Origin of the sequence: Chthonobacter albigriseus, assembly GCF_013839445.1 — a bacterium.
Lineage (GTDB): Bacteria > Pseudomonadota > Alphaproteobacteria > Rhizobiales > Pleomorphomonadaceae > Chthonobacter > Chthonobacter albigriseus.
Genome location: NZ_JACDIT010000004.1, coordinates 1 through 16,192 on the forward strand (window position 1 = coordinate 1; position 16,192 = coordinate 16,192).

The window sequence follows — 16,192 nt, forward strand, 5'->3', positions numbered from 1 at the left end:
GTCCGCCTGCGCGGACCATGACGATCGGAGGAGGGGTGGATCGGCTCTATCGACACGACGGCTCCACCTGCGCGGACCATGACGATCGGAGGAGGGGTGGATCGGCTCTATCGACACGACGGCTCCACCTGCTTCTCCACCACTTTCCCCACTTCCCCTTCCGCCGTCATGGTCCGCGCAGGCGGACCACCCACGCATTTTTCCGGGCCGGCGCCCAGCCGCTCGCGCCCGCCCGTACCGGATTCAACCCGAACTTATCCCCGCCTCCCCAACCCGTGCCTACACTCACCCATCCCTCCCATGCGGGGACGTGCTCGGATCCAAGTGCCGATCCATGGGGGAGGGTTGCGGTCCCGCGGTTGCCGACTGGCGGCGCCCCGGGCGGCTTGGCTTGGACACACTGCCCGGCACTACGACCGGGTGCCTAGTGCGTTGGCGATAGGCGCTGAATCGGCCGAAAGGCACGGCGGCGCTGAAGAAATGTCCTCGAACCTGTCCGTCGCCTGGCGGCAGGGGCCGACAAAGAACCGCACGTGGGCGCGGCAGGGCTGCACCACTACCAGTACCCGTCGCGGCCCTGCCGCGCCCACGCCCCGCGCATCGGGGCGAGCCTTGCATCCCATGCTCCGGCGGCACTCCGCGCGGAAACGAAGAGGTGCGCCGCCGTCGACCCGCCCCCGTCGCCAGCGGTAAAGTTAATTCTTTCTTTCACTTCAATTCAAGCGTGTGGGGGCTTATCAGAACATTTGTTAAATATACGGAGATCCGCGTTATGGCCGAAAGACGGAAATACCCGCGGCGAAGGAGCTATCTGGCCGGACGGGTCGTGTTCGCCAACCGCTACTGCTCGATCGATTGCCTGGTGCGCGATATATCCAGGGCAGGGGCCCGGCTCGTCCTTCCGCGTGTCCGGTTTCTGCCGCTCGAATTCGAGCTGATCCTGACCGACCGCAAGCGCACGGTCCGGGCGAAGCGGATCTGGAGCGACCCCAACGACGTCGGCGTCCGCTTCGAGGAGGAGGGCGATTACCTCTCGCCTCTCAGCGAAGCGGAGGAGCGGATCCGTCGCCTGGCGCAGGAGAACGGCCGCCTGAAGGCGCGGATCGACCAGCTCACGCCGTAGTCGGCCGGCCGAACGGCTGCCGCCGGACTTCCGCGTAGAGCCGGTCGATGTCCGGCTTGGCACAGAGCTCGGTTCCCGGCGTCAGCACAGCGGCGGTGCCGGTGGCGACTGCCAGCCGGAAGGCTTCCTCCGGCGGCTCGCCGCTTGCCAGCGCAAAAACGAAGGCAGCGACGAAGCTGTCGCCGGCGCCCGACGCGCTCTTCGCCTCAGCCGGCGGCGCCTTCAGCGACCATACGCCCGCCGCAGTCGCCATCACCGCGCCTTCGTGGCCGAGGGTGACGGCCAGGATCTCGGTGCGGCCCGCCGCGACCGCCTCCGCGGCGGCGGCCATCACGGCCTCGACGGTCGGCAGCTTGCGGCCCATCAGCGCCTCGAACTCGCCGCCCGAGGGCTTCACCAGGTGCAGCCCGCCGTGCGCCCAGGCCGCCTTCAGCGCCATGCCGGACGTGTCGAGCACCAGCTTGGCGCCGCGGCTGTGGGCGGTGCGGACGAGCCGGACGTAGAAATCGTCCGGCACACCGCGGGGCAGGCTGCCGCTCGCCACCAGATACTGCCAGCCGATCGCCTCCACGGCGGACAGGCACGCCTTCCACTCGGCTTCGGCGATCACAGGCCCCTCCGGCACGAAGCGGAACTCCCGCCCGGTAGAGCGCTCGTAGACCACGTGGCTGACCCGCGTGTGATCGGCGATCGGCACCCGGATCCGCTCGATCCCCCGTGCGTCCAGCAGTTCGTCCAGCACAATCCCCGTGGCACCCCCGGCGAGGTAGACTGCCGTTGCGGCCCCCCCGAGCGTCCGGATCACCCGGGCCACGTTGATGCCCCCGCCGCCCGGTTCGTAGCGTTCATTGGAAGTGCGGATCTTGTGCGTCGGAAAGACCGTGTCCGTCTCGCTGGCGCCGTCGATTGCAGGATTGAGGGTGAGGGTCACGATGCGCTGCATGGGGCCGCCGCTTCCAGAGTCTTTGGTCCCGGCACCCTAACCCGTCCGCTCCCCCTGATCACGTCGGGTCTGACGCGGATCCTTCGAAGGCCGAAGTTATTCCCGAAGCGTCGCCCGACCGTACACTCCGGCTTAGGCGTCCGGATTGGTCTTGGCCTGCTGCCACAAGGCTTCCATCTCGTCCAGGGTCGCCTCCGACGGTGTCCGGCCGGACTCGGCCAGTCGCCGCTCGATGAAGGAAAAGCGCCGCCGGAACTTCTCGTTCGTCCCGCGCAGCGCCGCGTCGGGATCGATGGAGAGGTGACGGCCGAGATTGGCGAGCGCGAACAGCACGTCGCCGAGTTCCGCTTCGACGGAGGGGGAGGGGGCTCCGTGGTCGATCTCCGCTTCCAGCTCGTCCAGCTCCTCGCGGATCTTGGCGATCACCGCGCGCGGGTCGTTCCAGTCGAAACCGACGCTTCCGGCCTTGTCCTGCAGCTTCACGGCCCGGGCGAGGGCGGTCATCCCCGCCGGCACGTCGTCGAGCAGGCTCGGCGCCGCCGCGACGCCCTGGGCGTCCAGGCGTTCCCGGCGGGCGGCCTTCTCCTCGGCCTTGATGCGTTTCCAGGCGTCCTTCGCCATGGTTGGCGAGCGAGCCTCCTCCGGCCCGAAGACGTGGGGATGCCGGCGGATCATCTTGGCGGTGATCGCTTCCACCACGTCGGGGAAGCCGAAGGCGCCGGCCTCTTCGGCCATCCGGGCGTGGAACACGACCTGCAGCAGGAGGTCGCCCAGCTCGTCGCAGAGGTCGCCGAGATCGCCGCGCTCGATGGCGTCGGCCACCTCGAAGGCCTCCTCCACCGTGTAGGGGGCGATGGTGCGGAAGGTCTGCACCACGTCCCAGGCGCAGCCCGTCTCCGGATCGCGGAGCCGCGCCATGATGTCGAGAAGCACGCTGATGTCCCGGCCGGCCTGCATGTCCCACTCCCTTTGTCCCCGCTTACCAGAACCGAGGGAGAATGCCCATGGACGAGGTCGGCGGCGCTTACACTGGCCATGGCGACGCCGGCTTCAGAACCATAGGTTAATGCGACTACAGAGAGTTACAGGACATTCCTCACGTAAAGGCACGATGGCACTTCAACAGCGCCAACCAAACCCATGATCAACTGAGCTTTTCGTGTTCCTCTGGACCGCTCCGCTGCGCCATGGTCCCTTGTTGCGATGAACGACTCGGATTCTCTTTCCACGCCCCTCGACAGGGCTTGGCTCCGGCGTGCGGCCTTCCACTACCTGGAGCGCTATGCGACGTCGGAAGCGAACCTGGAGCGGGTGCTCCGGCGCAAGATCGCCCGACGGCATCCGGACCCGCCGCCGGCGGAGGTGGTCGCCGATGCGATCGCCGTGGTCCTGGATGCGTGCCGCGACCTGGGACTCCTCAACGATGCTGGCTTCGCCGAGATGAAGGCGGCGTCCGGTCGTCGAAAGGGCATGTCGGCGAAGAAGCTGGTCGGCGTTCTGACGGTGAAGGGGATCGACAGAGCCGCTGCAGAGCAGGCCGTCGCCCAGGCGGAAGGGGACGATCGGCAGGCGGCCATCCGCTTCGCCCGCCGGCGACGCCTCGGGCCCTGGCAGACCAGGCCGGGAGACGATCGGCACCAGAAGGACATCGCGGCCCTCTGCCGGGCGGGCTTCGGTTATGGCCTTGCGCGGGAGGTCGCCGGGATGACGGCGGACGAGGCGGAAGCCGAACTGGCGGCTCCACAAGGCGATATCGAATGACGGCAACCCGGCACTTGACATCTATTATACGAGCGTATAATAAGGAGGTAGAAAAATAACGGGCAAACCGAAGCTCGCACGGAAAGACGCCCGACCGCCGATTACGCCGTCCTTGGCCATGGCCTGCGACGGGACGCCCGGTGGTTTCACGGCCCACCACCGCCAGCGCCAGTGCCAGACGGTCGCTTTGAGCCGCATGCTCAGCCTGACAGGACCTTGGCCCCGGATCCGGGAAGTGACCGGAAAGCGAACGGCGCGGCCGAGCTGGGCCTGGCCAACCATGAACCGTCCAGCCATGGACGACCGTGATGACTCGACAGCGCAACGTCCGATCCAGGCGATCCGATGAACCGAGCGCGGACTTTATCCTCGCGGATTCCGCGCGGCTTAGATTGGCTGATCATCGGGGGAACACGACTTTCTCGACTCCGCCGGCATCACCACCCAGCCGTTGCCTGGAGTTTTCAAGCCAGGTTCCTTCGGCGAAGAGCCTTGTCACCGCCCTTCCGGCCCACTCCTTAAGTTCCATAATATCCCTTATGCGAATCAAACCACCAGCAAAGGCGGAAGCCTGGCCCGGATGGTCCGACCGGCCGACGGCACGCTTCGCGCACCGTCCCTGCGGCGCAAACGCGCTGGCGGAAACCGATGCATCCGCGTTGTCGTATGAAAGGCACGAGACCGCCAGGGAGAAGCGGGACGATCGAGGAGGACGCGATGACGGGTTCGATACTCCGGACGGGATTTCACGCGGGAGCCGCACTGTTCGGCGCGGCGGCCATGATGGTGGGGCTCGCCGCCACGACGCCGGCTCAGGCTGCCGCCAAGGGCTGCTTTGCCGGGTGCATGGCCGAGACGCCGCCCAAGAACGACGACTATTTCGCTTACCAGCAGATCGTCCGCGCATGTCGCGACAGGTGCGATGCGGCGGCGCTGGACCAGCTGAAGGCCGACGGTCTCTACGAGGCCTACGCGGCCTGCAAGCCGGAGCCGCTCACCAAGACAGAGTTCCGCGATCTCCGGGCATCCAATCCGTCCTGGCAGGCCCAGTTCAACATCTTCAGCTGGGACGTCACCAACACCCTGCCGGACAAGATCCTGACCGAGATCGAGGTCGAGACGCAGGACATGAACCTCGTCAACGTCAGCTTCACCGCCAGCACCGTGATCGCGCCGAAGCAGTCCGGCACCTTCGTGGTGGAGGACTTCTTCGACGGCTATCCGGCGGTCCGATACGCCACCAAGGTCCGCGGCGCCAAGGCCTGCACGATCAAGTGACGGGCGACAGCCACGGTCAGGCCGCGGTACGTCGCGTCATCCGGGCGATTTCCGGCAGATGGAAGCGCTCCATGGCCCGGCCGCTCTCGCCGAAGAGATGGGCGTCGGCCGGATCGAAGCCGAGCGTCAGCGTCTCACCCGGCCGGACCAGCGTGGTGCCGTCGAGCAAGGCGGTGACGGTCGCCCCGCCCGCGGTCGCCACCTCCACGACGGTCTGGTGGCCGAGCCGTTCGACAAGCTCGACCCGGCCTTTGAACGTCACCGGCCGGTCGCCGCCCGTCACGTGCTCAGGGCGGATGCCGAGAACGGCCTTGGCGCCGGCGACGGCCGCATCCGGGGCGACCGGAATCAGCGTCCGCGCCAGGTCCGCGGAAGCGACCGTGACACCGCCGCTGCCCGCCTCGGCGATCTCGACCGGGATGAAGTTCATCTTCGGCGAGCCGATGAAGCCGGCGACGAAGCGGTTCTGCGGGTTGTGATAGAGCTGCAGCGGCGTTCCGGCCTGCTGCACCACCCCGGCCTCCAGCACCACGATCTTGTCGGCCAGCGTCATCGCCTCGACCTGGTCGTGCGTGACGTAGATCATCGTGGCGCCGAGGTCGCGATGCAGCTTGGAGAGTTCGGCGCGCATGGTCACCCGCAGCGCGGCATCCAGGTTGGAGAGCGGTTCGTCGAACAGGAACACCTCGGGGTTCCGGACGATCGCCCGGCCGATCGCGACCCGCTGGCGCTGCCCGCCGGAGAGCTGGCTGGGCTTGCGGTCCAAGAGGTGCTCCATGTGCAGGATGCCGGCCGCCCGCTTCACCTTGGCGTCGATCTCGCTCGTCGGCGCCTTGGCCAGCTGCAGGCCGAAGGCCATGTTGTCGTAGACCGTCTTGTGCGGATAAAGCGCGTAGGACTGGAACACCATCGCGATGCCCCGCTCCTTCGGGGACAAGTCGTTGACCACCCTTCCCCCGATCGACAGCGTCCCGGAGGAGATCTCCTCCAGGCCGGCAATCATCCGCAGGAGAGTCGACTTCCCGCAGCCGGACGGCCCGACGAAGACGACGAATTCCCCGTCGGCGACGTCGAGGTCGATGCCCTTGATGACCTCCACCTTGCCGTACTGCTTGCGGACATCCTTCAAGGCCAGTCCAGCCATCACAAACCTCCCGGATCTTGTTCCCGCCCTTCGAGGCCGTGGCAAAGTGGGTCCACGCCCCCTGCCCGGCCGGGCTTCCCGTTCATGTCGTCAGTGAAAGGAGTCCCGTCTTCTCGTCTTCCATCACCGGAACCGGATCGCTCACGGTGCCAATGAACCGTCCCTGTTCGTCCCAGTAATCGAAGCCCATCAGGAACAGCCGCCCGTCCACCTCGACCAGCTTACCGGCGTAGCGGCGGCAGATCTCGTCCCCGTCAAGGAACGGCCCCGGCGCGACGGTCCAGGGGCCGAGGTGGCTGTCCGCGATCAGGTAGTGCGTACCCGTCGTGCGCGGACCGCCCTGCCCGGCCGTATAGGCCTCCGACCAATGTTCTCCCGCCGTGCAGAACAGGCAGTACCAGCGCCCGTTGCGCTGGAACACCTGCGGCACCTCGAGTTGCCCGAAGCTGCCGGTGAACACCGGCTTCTCCAGCCGCCAGGTGGCGAGATCGTCCGAGCGGGCGAAACCGATCGCACCGCGTGCGTTCATCTCCTCGCCCACCGGCACCCGAGCGGTGAAGTACATGATCCAGCCCGGCCCGTCGGGATCGCGGATCACCCAGGGATCGCGCATGGCCCGGCCGTCCCACAGCGCCGGGTCGTACTCCTCGTAGACGCTGTCGTCGGGGAGATCGAGGATCAGCCCCGTGCCGACACGGGTCCAGGTGTGCAGGTCCGTGCCGACGGCATGGCCGATGCGTTGTTTCCGGCCGTCCTCGGCATTCGAGGTGCCCGTGTAGAAGAGGTGCCAAAGGCCGCTGTCGTCCCGGATGACGCTGCCGGTCCAGGTCGTGCGGTCGTCGAAGGCCGGGCTTGGGGCCGGTGCGAAGGTGGTGCCCAGGTGGGTCCAGGTCTTCAGGTCCTGCGACACGGCGTGGCCGTAGGTCACGTTCCAGTGGCGCATTTCTGGATCCCCCAGGCTCTTGTCGGCCTGCAGGAAGTAGATGTGCCAGTCCGCCCCGTCCTTGGCGAACCAGAAGTCCCAGATCCACTTGTCATTCAGGGAAAGCACCAAGACATCATCCTCCCGCATCAACCCTTCACGCCGCTGCCGATGGCCGACTGGATGAACCAGCGCTGGAAGGCGATATAGATCACCAGGATCGGCAGCGACATCAGCACGGAGAACGCCATCACGTCGCCCCAGATCGGCGGCGGTGTCCCGAAGAACTGCGCCAGCGCCAGCGAGATCGGCCGGACGTCGGATCCGCGGGTCACCATCAGCGGCCAGAGGAAGGCGTTCCAGTATTCCAGCGACTGCAGGATGGCGACTGTCGCGATCGTCGGCAACGACAGCGGCATCACGATTTTCCAGTAGGTCTGCAGCCGCGACGCGCCGTCCACGTAGGCCGCCTCGTCCAGGTCCTTCGGCAGCACCGCGAAGAACTGGTAGAACAGAAAGATCGAGAAGGGGTGCGCGATGAACGGCACGATCTGCGCCTGATAGGTGTCCACCCAGCCGACCTGGTTCATCATCAGGAGCAGCGGAACCGCAAGGCTCTCCATCGGCACGATGATCAGCGCGATCACCGCGATCACCAGGATGTTCCGGCCGGGAAACACAAGCCGGGCGAGCGCATAGGCGGCCAGCGAGTTGACCAGGATGCCCAGCACCACGATCGAGACGACGATCAGCACCGAATTCGCCATGTAGCGCAGCACTGGGAAGGTGTCGTTCCCCAGCACCTGCCGGAAGTTCTCCAGCGACATCTCCGACGGCCAGACCCAGAAGGCGTTGGCGTTGCCGAAGTCGCGCAGGATCTGGTTCTCGTCGGCCTTGAAGGCGGTCGCGAACATCAGGAACAGCGGCGCCAGCACGAAGGCGAGGACGACCACGGCGATGATGACGAGAAGGAGGTGTTCTCCGCGGGTCTTCATTGGATCGCCCTTTCTTCCTTGAGCAGGCGACGCTGGACGAGGCTGATGGCGAACACGAGGAGGAAGAACAGCACCGCGGCGGCGGCGGCCAAACCAACTTTCCCCTCCCGGAAGCCGGTCATGTAGATGTAGCGGACCAGCGTGTCGGTCACCCCACGCGGCCCGCCCTGCGTCAGCAGCTGGACCTGGGTGAACAGCTTGAACGCAAGGATGGTGGTGGTCATGACGACGAGGATGTGGGTGTTGCGCAGCGCCGGGATGGTGATGTGCCGGAACTCCTGCCAGCGGGTTGCGCCGTCGATCCGGGCGGCTTCGTAGAGGTCCTTGCTGATGCCCTGCAGGCCGGCGAGGTAGACGACCATCTGGAAGGGAAAGCCCTGCCAGGCGGACATCAGCACCAGCGACGGCATGGCCGTCCAGGGGTTGGCCAGCCAGTCCACGGGTTCGAGCAGCCCGAAGCTCGCCGCCCTCAGCGCCGCGTTGAAGAAGCCTTCCATCTGGAACAGCGAGGCCCAGACCACCGAGACCACGACCATCGAGATCACGGTGGGGAGGAAGTAGATGCCGCGGAAGACGTTGCGCACCGGCAGCGTCGTGTTGATCAGCATCGCCGCCCCGAGGCCCATCGCGCACTGCAGCGGCACGACGAGGATCACGAAGGTGGCGGTGCGCAGGAAGGCGTTGCTGAACGTGTCGCCGTCGAACAACCGCTCGAAGTTACGCACGCCCACGAATTTCGTGGTGATATTCGGGTTCGGTACCAGGCGCTGGTCGGTGAAGGCGAAGATTACCGACAGGGCGAAGGGGACCACGATGAACAGGCCGATCAGCAGGAACGCCGGGGCGAGCATGGACCATGCGCTGGCATTGTCGGATTTTCGGAACGACATCGGCGTCTCCCACCGGTGGAGCGAGGTCACGTCGGCGGGGAAGGACACCCTCCCCCGCCGTCGATGGTTGGACCGATCAGTTGCCGCCGAAGGGCGGGTAGCCGCTGTTGTCCTCGATGTCCTGGTCGATGCGCTTGGCCGCTTCATCCAACGCGGCCTTCGGATCGACGCCGTCCACCACGTCCGCCACGGCCTTGGCGAAGGCGGCGGTGATGGTCGGATAGGCCGGATGCGCCGGACGCGGCACGCCGAGGCCGCCGTTCAGCTGCTGGATGTAGAGGTTGAGCGGTCCGCCGTCCTTGTAGAGATCCACCGACGGGGCGGCAGACTTGACGCCCGGCACGCCGCCCATCGCGTTGGAAAGCGCCGCCACGTTCTCCGTGCTCATGAAGAACTCGAGCAGCTTGGCGACGTTCTCCGGCTGCTTGGAAGTCTTGGTGATGCCCCAGCACCAGCTGCCCATGCCGGTGACGTGCTTGTCGCCCCACTTCGGCATCGGCAGCAGCACGAGGTCGTTACCGAGCGCCTTGCTGTGCGCCGGCCACATCCAGTGGCCGACGAAGGAGAGCGCCGCGGTCTTCTTGCCGTAGAAGGCATCATCGCCCTCCGAGGCCGGCGCGACGTAGCCGGCCTTGACCCAGCCCTGCAGATGCGTCAGCGCCTTGACGGCCGCCTCGCCGTTGATCGTGCCCTCCGCCTTCCAGGTGGTGCGGTCGATCAGGTCGCCGCCCATCGACTGGACGATCGGCGAGAAGCCATAGGTGTACCACTCGCCCTGGCCGTAGTTGAGCTTGATGTCGAGCGCGTACTTCACGCCCTCCACCTTCTGCAGCTTGGCCAGTGCGTCCTCGAACTCGGCCATCGTCCAGGCGTCGGCGACGCCGGTCGGAATGCGGACGCCCGCCTTCTCCAGCAGCGACTTGCTACCCCAGATCGAGAGGCCGGAGTCGCCGGTGCCGAGCGAATAGACCTTGCCGTCCGGCGGATAGGTACCCTGCGCGATCACCGACGGCAGCGTATCGTCGAGCAGCTCCTTCGACACCAGGTCGTTGAGCGGCAGCAGGTAGCCGGACCACACGTAGTTGGCGTAGTTCGGGCCGTCGAAGTCGAGGAGATCCGGCAGGTCGCCGGAGAGCGCGGCCGCCTGGACCTGCTCGTTGTAGGCGCCTTCCGGCTGGATCTCCAGCTCGGCCGGGATATCGGGGTTCTGCTTGTTCCAGGCGTCGATCATCGCCTGGATGCGATCGCGCTCGCCGTCTCCGCGGCCGCCGTGGTGCCAGACCTTGATGGTGTCGGCCAGCGTCAGGCTGGTGGACAGAAGCAGCGCACCAAGGGCGACCATCGCCCGAACCGAACCGCGGGTGCGGTGTGTCAACGTTGTCATTCGTTTACTCCCTTTTCCCAGATTGTGGCGACCGCTCCTCCGCGAGCGCCTTTTTTGCCGCCCCCGTCAGATCGGGCGGCAGGATTCTCTTGTGATAAGCGGGCAGTCGACCAGAACGGGCTCGAAGGTCGCCGCCGGAGCCCGGTCGGGCATGCCGGTGAGGGTCTGCACCGCCAGTTCGCCGATCTCGTAGTAGGGCAACCGAACCGTCGTCAGGGACGGCCGAAGCGTCTCCGCGATCACGGTCAGGTCGTCGTAGCCCATCACCGACAGGTCACCCGGGATCGACAGTCCAAGCGAGGCCGCCGCCGCATAGACCTGCAGCGCCACCTTGTCGTTGCCGCAGATGATGGCGGTCGGCCTTTCCCGTCCGCCAAGCATGTCCCGGGCGACGTCGTAGGCAACCAGGCGTTCGTTTGCCACCGACCCCTGAAAGGCCGGAACCTCCATCGCCGGGTCGTAGGATACGCCGGCCTCGGCGAACGCCTTTCGATAGCCGGCCCCACGCAGCACCGTCGCCCGGATCGCCGGAAGCAATGTCAGGATGCCGATCCGGCGATGGCCGAGCTGCAGCAGGTGTTGCGCCTGATGATAGCCGCCGCGCTCGTCATCCGGGACGATCGACGGCCGGTCCGCGTTGCCCGAGTAGCAGTTGGCGAGCACGATCGGACCCTGGAAATCTGGCGTGCGCAGATCCAGCGGCCGGTGGTACATGGTCGCGTAGACCACCCCGCTCACCTTGTGGGCGCGGAACATGCGCCAATACTCGCGCTCGAGAACCGGGTCTCCCTCGGTGTTGGCGATAAGGAGGGTCTTCCCCTCCCCTTTCAGTTCCTGCTGGGCGCCGCGAACGATGTCGACGGAATACGGCGTCGTCGCCACCACGTCCGTCATCAGGCCGACGACGGTGGAGGTCGCCGTGCGCATCATGCGGGCGGCCTCGTCGGGCACGTAGTTCATGGCCCGAACGATGGCCATGACCGCATCGCGCGTGTTCGCGCTGACCGCCGGATCGTCGTTCACGACCCGCGACACGGTCTTCGGCGACACACCCGCCTGACGTGCGACGTCGCGCAGGGTTACCACGGCCTTGATCCTCCCGATCACACCACCCGTTGCTTCTTGTAATCGGATGATGACGGCGTAGACACCGTAAATCTCTCAATCCATGTCAACGATGTCAAGATCTTTGTTGACAGGAAGGAGCGCTCTGAAGGCAGGCAAGATTACGATAATTTAAGGCGGCTGCGCCGATCCGTCGGATTGCCCCTGCCATCCCGGGCCCATAGGCTTATTTCCCAAGGCGCTCTTCGGTATCGAGCGGGCCAGATGGCGCACGTGTTGCGCTGGGCGAAAAAATCGGGCGGTACAGCCCGGATCGGGAGGTTGGAATGTCGGGACTGCAACTCAACAAGCGTGAATTCATGGCCCTCATGGCCGGCGCTGGCGTCGTGCTGTCGTCAGGGCCTGCGCTCGCCGCCGGTAAGATCCGCATCGCCGTGCTGAAGACCGGAACGGTGAACTGGGAACTCGACGTCATCAAGTCGAACGGTCTCGACAAGAAGCACGGCTTCGAGCTCGACGTGGTCGAAGTCGCCAACAACGAGGCGACCCGCATCGCGCTGCAGGCCGGCGACGCCGACATCATCACCTCGGACTGGTTGCTTGTCGCCCGTGAACGCGGCGAGGGCAGCGATCTCGTCTTCGTGCCCTTCTCCTCGTCGGTCGGCTCGATCGTCGTTCCCGCCGACAGCCCGATCAAGACGCTGGGCGACCTGAAGGGCAAGAAGGTCGGCGTCGCCGGCGGTCCGCTCGACAAGAACTGGCTGCTGCTGCAGGGCGTCGCCAAGCGCGACTTCGGCGTCGATCTCGCCGCCGAGACGGAGCCTCAGTTCGGCGCGCCGCCGCTCTTGTCGGAAAAGCTGGAGTCCGGCGAACTCGACGCCGCCCTCACCTTCTGGAACTTCGTCGCCCGGCTCGAGGCCAAGGGCTTCCGCAAGGTGATCAGCGGCGAGGAAGCCGCCATCGCCATGGGTGCCAAGGGCGCCATCTCCGCAGTCGGCTACGTCTTCTCGGAGAAGTGGGCTGCCGAGAACCTCGACGCGGCAAAGGGCTTCGTGGCCGCCTCGCGCGAGGCCAAGGAGATCTTCAAGACCTCCGACGCCGAGTGGGAGCGCATCCGCCCCATGATGAACGCCAAGGACGACGCGGTGTTCGCGGCCCTGCGCGATCGCTTCCGCGAAGGCATCCCCTCGCGCGCCGTGGCCGACGAAGTCGCGGACGCCAAGGCGCTGTTCTCCGTTCTGGCCGGACTGGGCGGCGAGGAACTGGTCGGCAAGGCCACTGCCTTCCCGGACGGTACCTACTGGGCCGAACTCTCCAAGGGCGCCTGACGCCGATCGGGTCGGGGGAGGTTCGCCTCCCCTGCCCTCTGCCTTTCCGTTCAGGCCGGCAGTTCGATCACCATGCCGTCGTAGGCCGGCTCGACATCGGCCGGCAGGGCGGCATGGAGGGCCCGGTAGTCGAGATCGATGTGCATGTGGGTGAGGATCGTCCGCTTTGGCGCGAGCACCTTCGACAGCACCAGGGCCTCGTCGAGCGAGAAGTGGCTGGGATGCGGCGTGTAGCGCAAGGCGTCCACCACGAAGACCTCCAGGTCCCGCAGCAGCGGCAGCGATTCATCCGGCATCGCGCTGACATCCGAGGAATAGGCGAAGTCGCCCACCCGGAACCCAAGGCTGCGGATATCCCCGTGCTTCTGATCGTATGGTAGAAGCTCGATCGGCCCGCCCGGCCCGTCGATGGTGAACGCCTGCCAGGGGGTGATCCGATGCTCCTCCACGATCGGCGGGTAGCTGGAGCCGTGCGGCGTCACGAAGCAGTAGTGGAAGCCTTCGTGGATCCTCCGGGACGTCGCCTCGTCCATGTAGACGTCGACGCGGCGGCGCCGGTTCAGCACGAAGGACCGGAGATCGTCGATGCCATGGATGTGGTCGGCGTGCGCGTGGGTGTAGACCACGCCGTCGGCCCAGCCGATCTCGGCGGACAGCATCTGCTCGCGGAAGTCCGGCCCGGTGTCGACCACGACGACGGTCTTCTTCCCGTCCGGCGTGACGCGTTCGATCAGCAGCGACGCCCGACGCCGCCGGTTCTTCGGTTCGCGCGGGTCGCAGGATCCCCAGTCGTTGCCGATCCGCGGCACGCCGGGCGAGGATCCGCAGCCCAGAATCGTGAAGCGAAGCAGCGCGCCGGTCATTCAGCCGTCACCGCATCGCGCGGCACCTTGGAGAACAGGCGCAGGAAGTTGGCCGTGGTGGCAGCCGCCATCTCCGCCTCGCCGATGCCCTTCACCTCCGCCAGCACCTTCGCGGTATGCGCGACATAGGCCGGTTCGTTCCGTTTGCCGCGCCAGGGTTGCGGCGCCAGATATGGCGCGTCGGTCTCCACCAGCAGTCGATCGAGCGGCACGTCGGCGGCGATGGCGCGGATTTCCTCGGACCGCTTGAATGTGAGGATTCCGGAGAAGGAGACGTAGAGGCCGAGGTCAACGCCAACCTCCATCAGCCGCCTGCCGGAGGAGAAGCAGTGGAGGAGTGCGGGAAATATCCCCTTGCCAGCTTCATCCTGCAGAATGGCGATCATGTCGTCGTCGGCATCCCGGGCGTGGATCACAAGCGGCAGCCCGGTTTCGCGCGCGGCGGCGATGTGGCGGCGCAGGCCCGTTGCCTGCGCCTCGCGCGGCGCCTTGTCGTAGAAGTAGTCGAGCCCCGCCTCGCCGATCGCCACGCAGCGCTCGTAGGCCGACAGACGGACGAGATCGGCGGTGGTGACGTCGGTCTCCTCGCCGGCGTTGTGCGGATGGGTGCCGACCGAGCAGAAGATCCGCGGGTCCGACTCGGCGAGGGCCTTGATGCGGTCGAACTGCCGAACCCGCGTCGAGATCGTCACCATCAGCCCTACCCCGGCATCGCTCGCGCGCTGGAGCAAGGCCGGGAGTTCGCCCTCAAAATCGGGGAAGTCGAGGTGGCAATGGCTGTCGACGAGCATCGTACGCGATCAATCCGTTCCCTGGGCGAGCCTTCCCGAGATAGCGGGCCGGACTTGGCGTGTCGAGGGCGGTGCGGCAGGAATGCTGCCGCACCGCGGGATAATGCCTCGCGAAACCTCGAGCCGGCCCGGTCAATCCGCCGGCTTCTCCTCGACGAAGCGTGGGAAGATGCCCACCGGCGGCGGAAGCGTGCCGCCCGCGACCAGGCGATGATTCGGACCGAGCCGATCGAAACCGCGCTCCTCGACCGGAACGCCGAGCAGGTCCAACAGCTTGGCGGCGCTGCCCGGCATCACCGGCTGGATCAGGATCCCGACCTGCCGCAGCACTTCGGCCGTCACGTAGAGGATCGTTCCGAAGCGGACCTCGTCGGTCTTGCGGACCGCCCACGGCGCCTCCGCGGCGAAGTAGCGGTTGGCGTCGGCGACCACCGCCCAGATCGCGTTCAGCGCCTGATGGATCTGCTGGCGCCCGATCGCCTCCCGGCAGACCGGCAGAAGGGCATCGGCCGCGGCCATGATCTCGCGGTCGCTGTCGGAGATGTCGCCGGCCTTCGGCAGCACTCCGCCAAGGTTCTTGGCGATCATCGACAGCGACCGTTGGGCGAGGTTTCCAAGGTCGTTGGCAAGGTCCGCGTTCATCCGGGCGATGATGGCCTCGTGGCTGTAGTTGCCGTCCGAGCCGAACGGCACCTCGCGCAGGAAGAAGTAGCGGACCGGGTCGAGGCCGTAGGTGTCCACCAGCTCCTTCGGTCCGACGACATTGCCGACCGACTTCGACATCTTCTCCCCACGGTTGAACAGGAAACCGTGGGCGTAGACGCGCTTGGGCACCGCGACGCCCGCCGACATCAGGAACGCGGGCCAGTAGACGGTGTGGAAGCGGACGATGTCCTTGCCGATGATGTGGACTGCCGGCCAGTACTTGGTGAAGGTTTCGCCGGAGACATCGGGATAGCCGACGGCGGTGATATAGTTCGTCAGCGCGTCCACCCACACGTACATCACGTGGCGCTCGTCGCCGGGCACCGGGATGCCCCAGTCGAACGTGGTGCGGCTGATCGAGAGATCCTTGAGGCCGCTCCGGACGAAGCTCAGCACCTCGTTGCGGCGCTCGTCGGGGCCCATGAAGTCCGGATTGTCCTCGTAGAGCGCCAGCAGTTTGTCCTGGTAGGCGCTGAGGCGGAAGAAGTAGCTCTCCTCCTCCACCCACTCCACGGGCGTGCCCTGCGGCCCGTAGCGCACACCGTCGGCGCGCACTTCGGTCTCGCCCTCCTGGTAGAAGGCTTCGTCCCGCACGGAATACCAGCCGGCATAGCTGTCCAGGTAGATGTCGCCGTTTGCCTTCATCGCCTCCCAGATCGCCTGGCTTGCCTTCTTGTGGCGCGCCTCCGTGGTGCGGATGAAGTCGTCGTTCGACAGGCCGAGGAGCCTCGCCATCTCCTGGAACAGCGCCGTATTCCGATCGGCCAGTTCGCGCGGGCTGATGCCCTCCTTGCGCGCGGTCTGTAACATCTTGATGCCGTGCTCGTCCGTCCCAGTGAGGAAATGCACGTCATGGCCGTCGAGCCGCATGAACCGGGCGATCGTATCCGTCGCCATCGCCTCGTAGGCGTGGCCGATGTGGGGAGCTCCGTTCGGATAGCTGATCGCCGTCGTGATGAAGAATGTCGGTTTCATGGGGTCTCGTCGGTTCGGCCGCCGG

15 protein-coding genes are annotated in these 16,192 nt (G+C 66.3%); 4 read left to right on the plus strand and 11 right to left on the minus strand.

All coding sequences use genetic code 11. From position 1 onward, the window contains the following. The first annotated feature begins 772 nt into the window (after positions 1-772). A complete protein-coding gene (locus HZ321_RS12215; RefSeq protein ID WP_181702647.1) occupies positions 773-1,123 on the plus strand; it encodes a PilZ domain-containing protein in 351 nt (116 codons plus the stop codon). Here HZ321_RS12215 and HZ321_RS12220 read toward each other — a convergent pair. Both HZ321_RS12220 and mazG read right to left on the minus strand, forming a co-directional pair. Beyond that, positions 1,113-2,066 (minus strand): 1-phosphofructokinase family hexose kinase, encoded by a 954-nt coding sequence (locus tag HZ321_RS12220; RefSeq protein WP_181702648.1) that lies wholly within the window; start codon positions 2,064-2,066, stop codon positions 1,113-1,115. The two genes, HZ321_RS12215 and HZ321_RS12220, sit on opposite strands and share 11 nt — an antisense overlap. A 132-nt stretch (positions 2,067-2,198) precedes the next feature. Further along, positions 2,199-3,023, minus strand: coding sequence for a nucleoside triphosphate pyrophosphohydrolase (gene mazG, locus HZ321_RS12225; RefSeq protein WP_181702649.1), 825 nt, complete (start codon positions 3,021-3,023; stop codon positions 2,199-2,201). Positions 3,024-3,269: 246 nt separating this feature from the next. Here mazG and HZ321_RS12230 point away from each other — a divergent pair, with 246 nt between their 5' ends. Next, positions 3,270-3,827, plus strand: a complete 558-nt coding sequence (locus tag HZ321_RS12230; protein WP_181702650.1) for a regulatory protein RecX — start codon at positions 3,270-3,272, stop codon at positions 3,825-3,827. A 717-nt stretch (positions 3,828-4,544) separates the two neighbouring features. Next, the gene (locus tag HZ321_RS12235) at positions 4,545-5,105 is read left to right on the plus strand and encodes a hypothetical protein (protein WP_181702651.1); all 561 of its coding nucleotides are present in this window, start codon (positions 4,545-4,547) and stop codon (positions 5,103-5,105) included. 16 nt (positions 5,106-5,121) lie between these two features. On the opposite strand, the gene HZ321_RS12240 is transcribed toward HZ321_RS12235, so the two are convergent. The 6 genes from HZ321_RS12240 to HZ321_RS12265 all read right to left on the minus strand — a co-directional run bounded on the left by HZ321_RS12240 (position 5,122) and on the right by HZ321_RS12265 (position 11,526). Further along, positions 5,122-6,249: an ABC transporter ATP-binding protein gene (locus HZ321_RS12240; protein WP_181702652.1), complete on the minus strand. Its 1,128-nt coding sequence runs from the start codon at positions 6,247-6,249 to the stop codon at positions 5,122-5,124. An 82-nt stretch (positions 6,250-6,331) separates the two neighbouring features. Then, complete coding sequence (locus HZ321_RS12245; protein WP_206682776.1) at positions 6,332-7,300, minus strand: glycoside hydrolase family protein; 969 nt, start codon at positions 7,298-7,300, stop codon at positions 6,332-6,334. Between the two features lie 20 nt (positions 7,301-7,320). Further along, complete coding sequence (locus tag HZ321_RS12250; protein ID WP_181702654.1) at positions 7,321-8,166, minus strand: carbohydrate ABC transporter permease; 846 nt, start codon at positions 8,164-8,166, stop codon at positions 7,321-7,323. After that, positions 8,163-9,056, minus strand: a complete 894-nt coding sequence (locus tag HZ321_RS12255; protein WP_206682777.1) for a carbohydrate ABC transporter permease — start codon at positions 9,054-9,056, stop codon at positions 8,163-8,165. Before HZ321_RS12255 ends, HZ321_RS12250 begins: the two co-directional genes overlap by 4 nt. Positions 9,057-9,132: 76 nt before the next feature. Continuing rightward, positions 9,133-10,440, minus strand: a complete 1,308-nt coding sequence (locus tag HZ321_RS12260; RefSeq protein ID WP_181702655.1) for an ABC transporter substrate-binding protein — start codon at positions 10,438-10,440, stop codon at positions 9,133-9,135. 66 nt (positions 10,441-10,506) lie between these two features. Then, positions 10,507-11,526, minus strand: coding sequence for a substrate-binding domain-containing protein (locus tag HZ321_RS12265; protein WP_181702656.1), 1,020 nt, complete (start codon positions 11,524-11,526; stop codon positions 10,507-10,509). A 305-nt stretch (positions 11,527-11,831) separates the two neighbouring features. Here HZ321_RS12265 and HZ321_RS12270 point away from each other — a divergent pair, with 305 nt between their 5' ends. Next, positions 11,832-12,833 (plus strand): ABC transporter substrate-binding protein, encoded by a 1,002-nt coding sequence (locus HZ321_RS12270; protein WP_181702657.1) that lies wholly within the window; start codon positions 11,832-11,834, stop codon positions 12,831-12,833. A 50-nt stretch (positions 12,834-12,883) separates the two neighbouring features. Here HZ321_RS12270 and HZ321_RS12275 read toward each other — a convergent pair whose 3' ends face one another. The 3 genes from HZ321_RS12275 to metG all read right to left on the minus strand — a co-directional run bounded on the left by HZ321_RS12275 (position 12,884) and on the right by metG (position 16,167). Beyond that, positions 12,884-13,696, minus strand: coding sequence for an MBL fold metallo-hydrolase (locus tag HZ321_RS12275; protein ID WP_181702658.1), 813 nt, complete (start codon positions 13,694-13,696; stop codon positions 12,884-12,886). After that, a complete protein-coding gene (locus HZ321_RS12280; protein WP_181702659.1) occupies positions 13,693-14,487 on the minus strand; it encodes a TatD family hydrolase in 795 nt (264 codons plus the stop codon). The genes HZ321_RS12275 and HZ321_RS12280 overlap by 4 nt, the downstream gene beginning before the upstream one ends. Positions 14,488-14,619: 132 nt before the next feature. After that, a complete protein-coding gene (gene metG, locus HZ321_RS12285) occupies positions 14,620-16,167 on the minus strand; it encodes a methionine--tRNA ligase (protein WP_181702660.1) in 1,548 nt (515 codons plus the stop codon). Positions 16,168-16,192 lie beyond the last annotated feature (25 nt).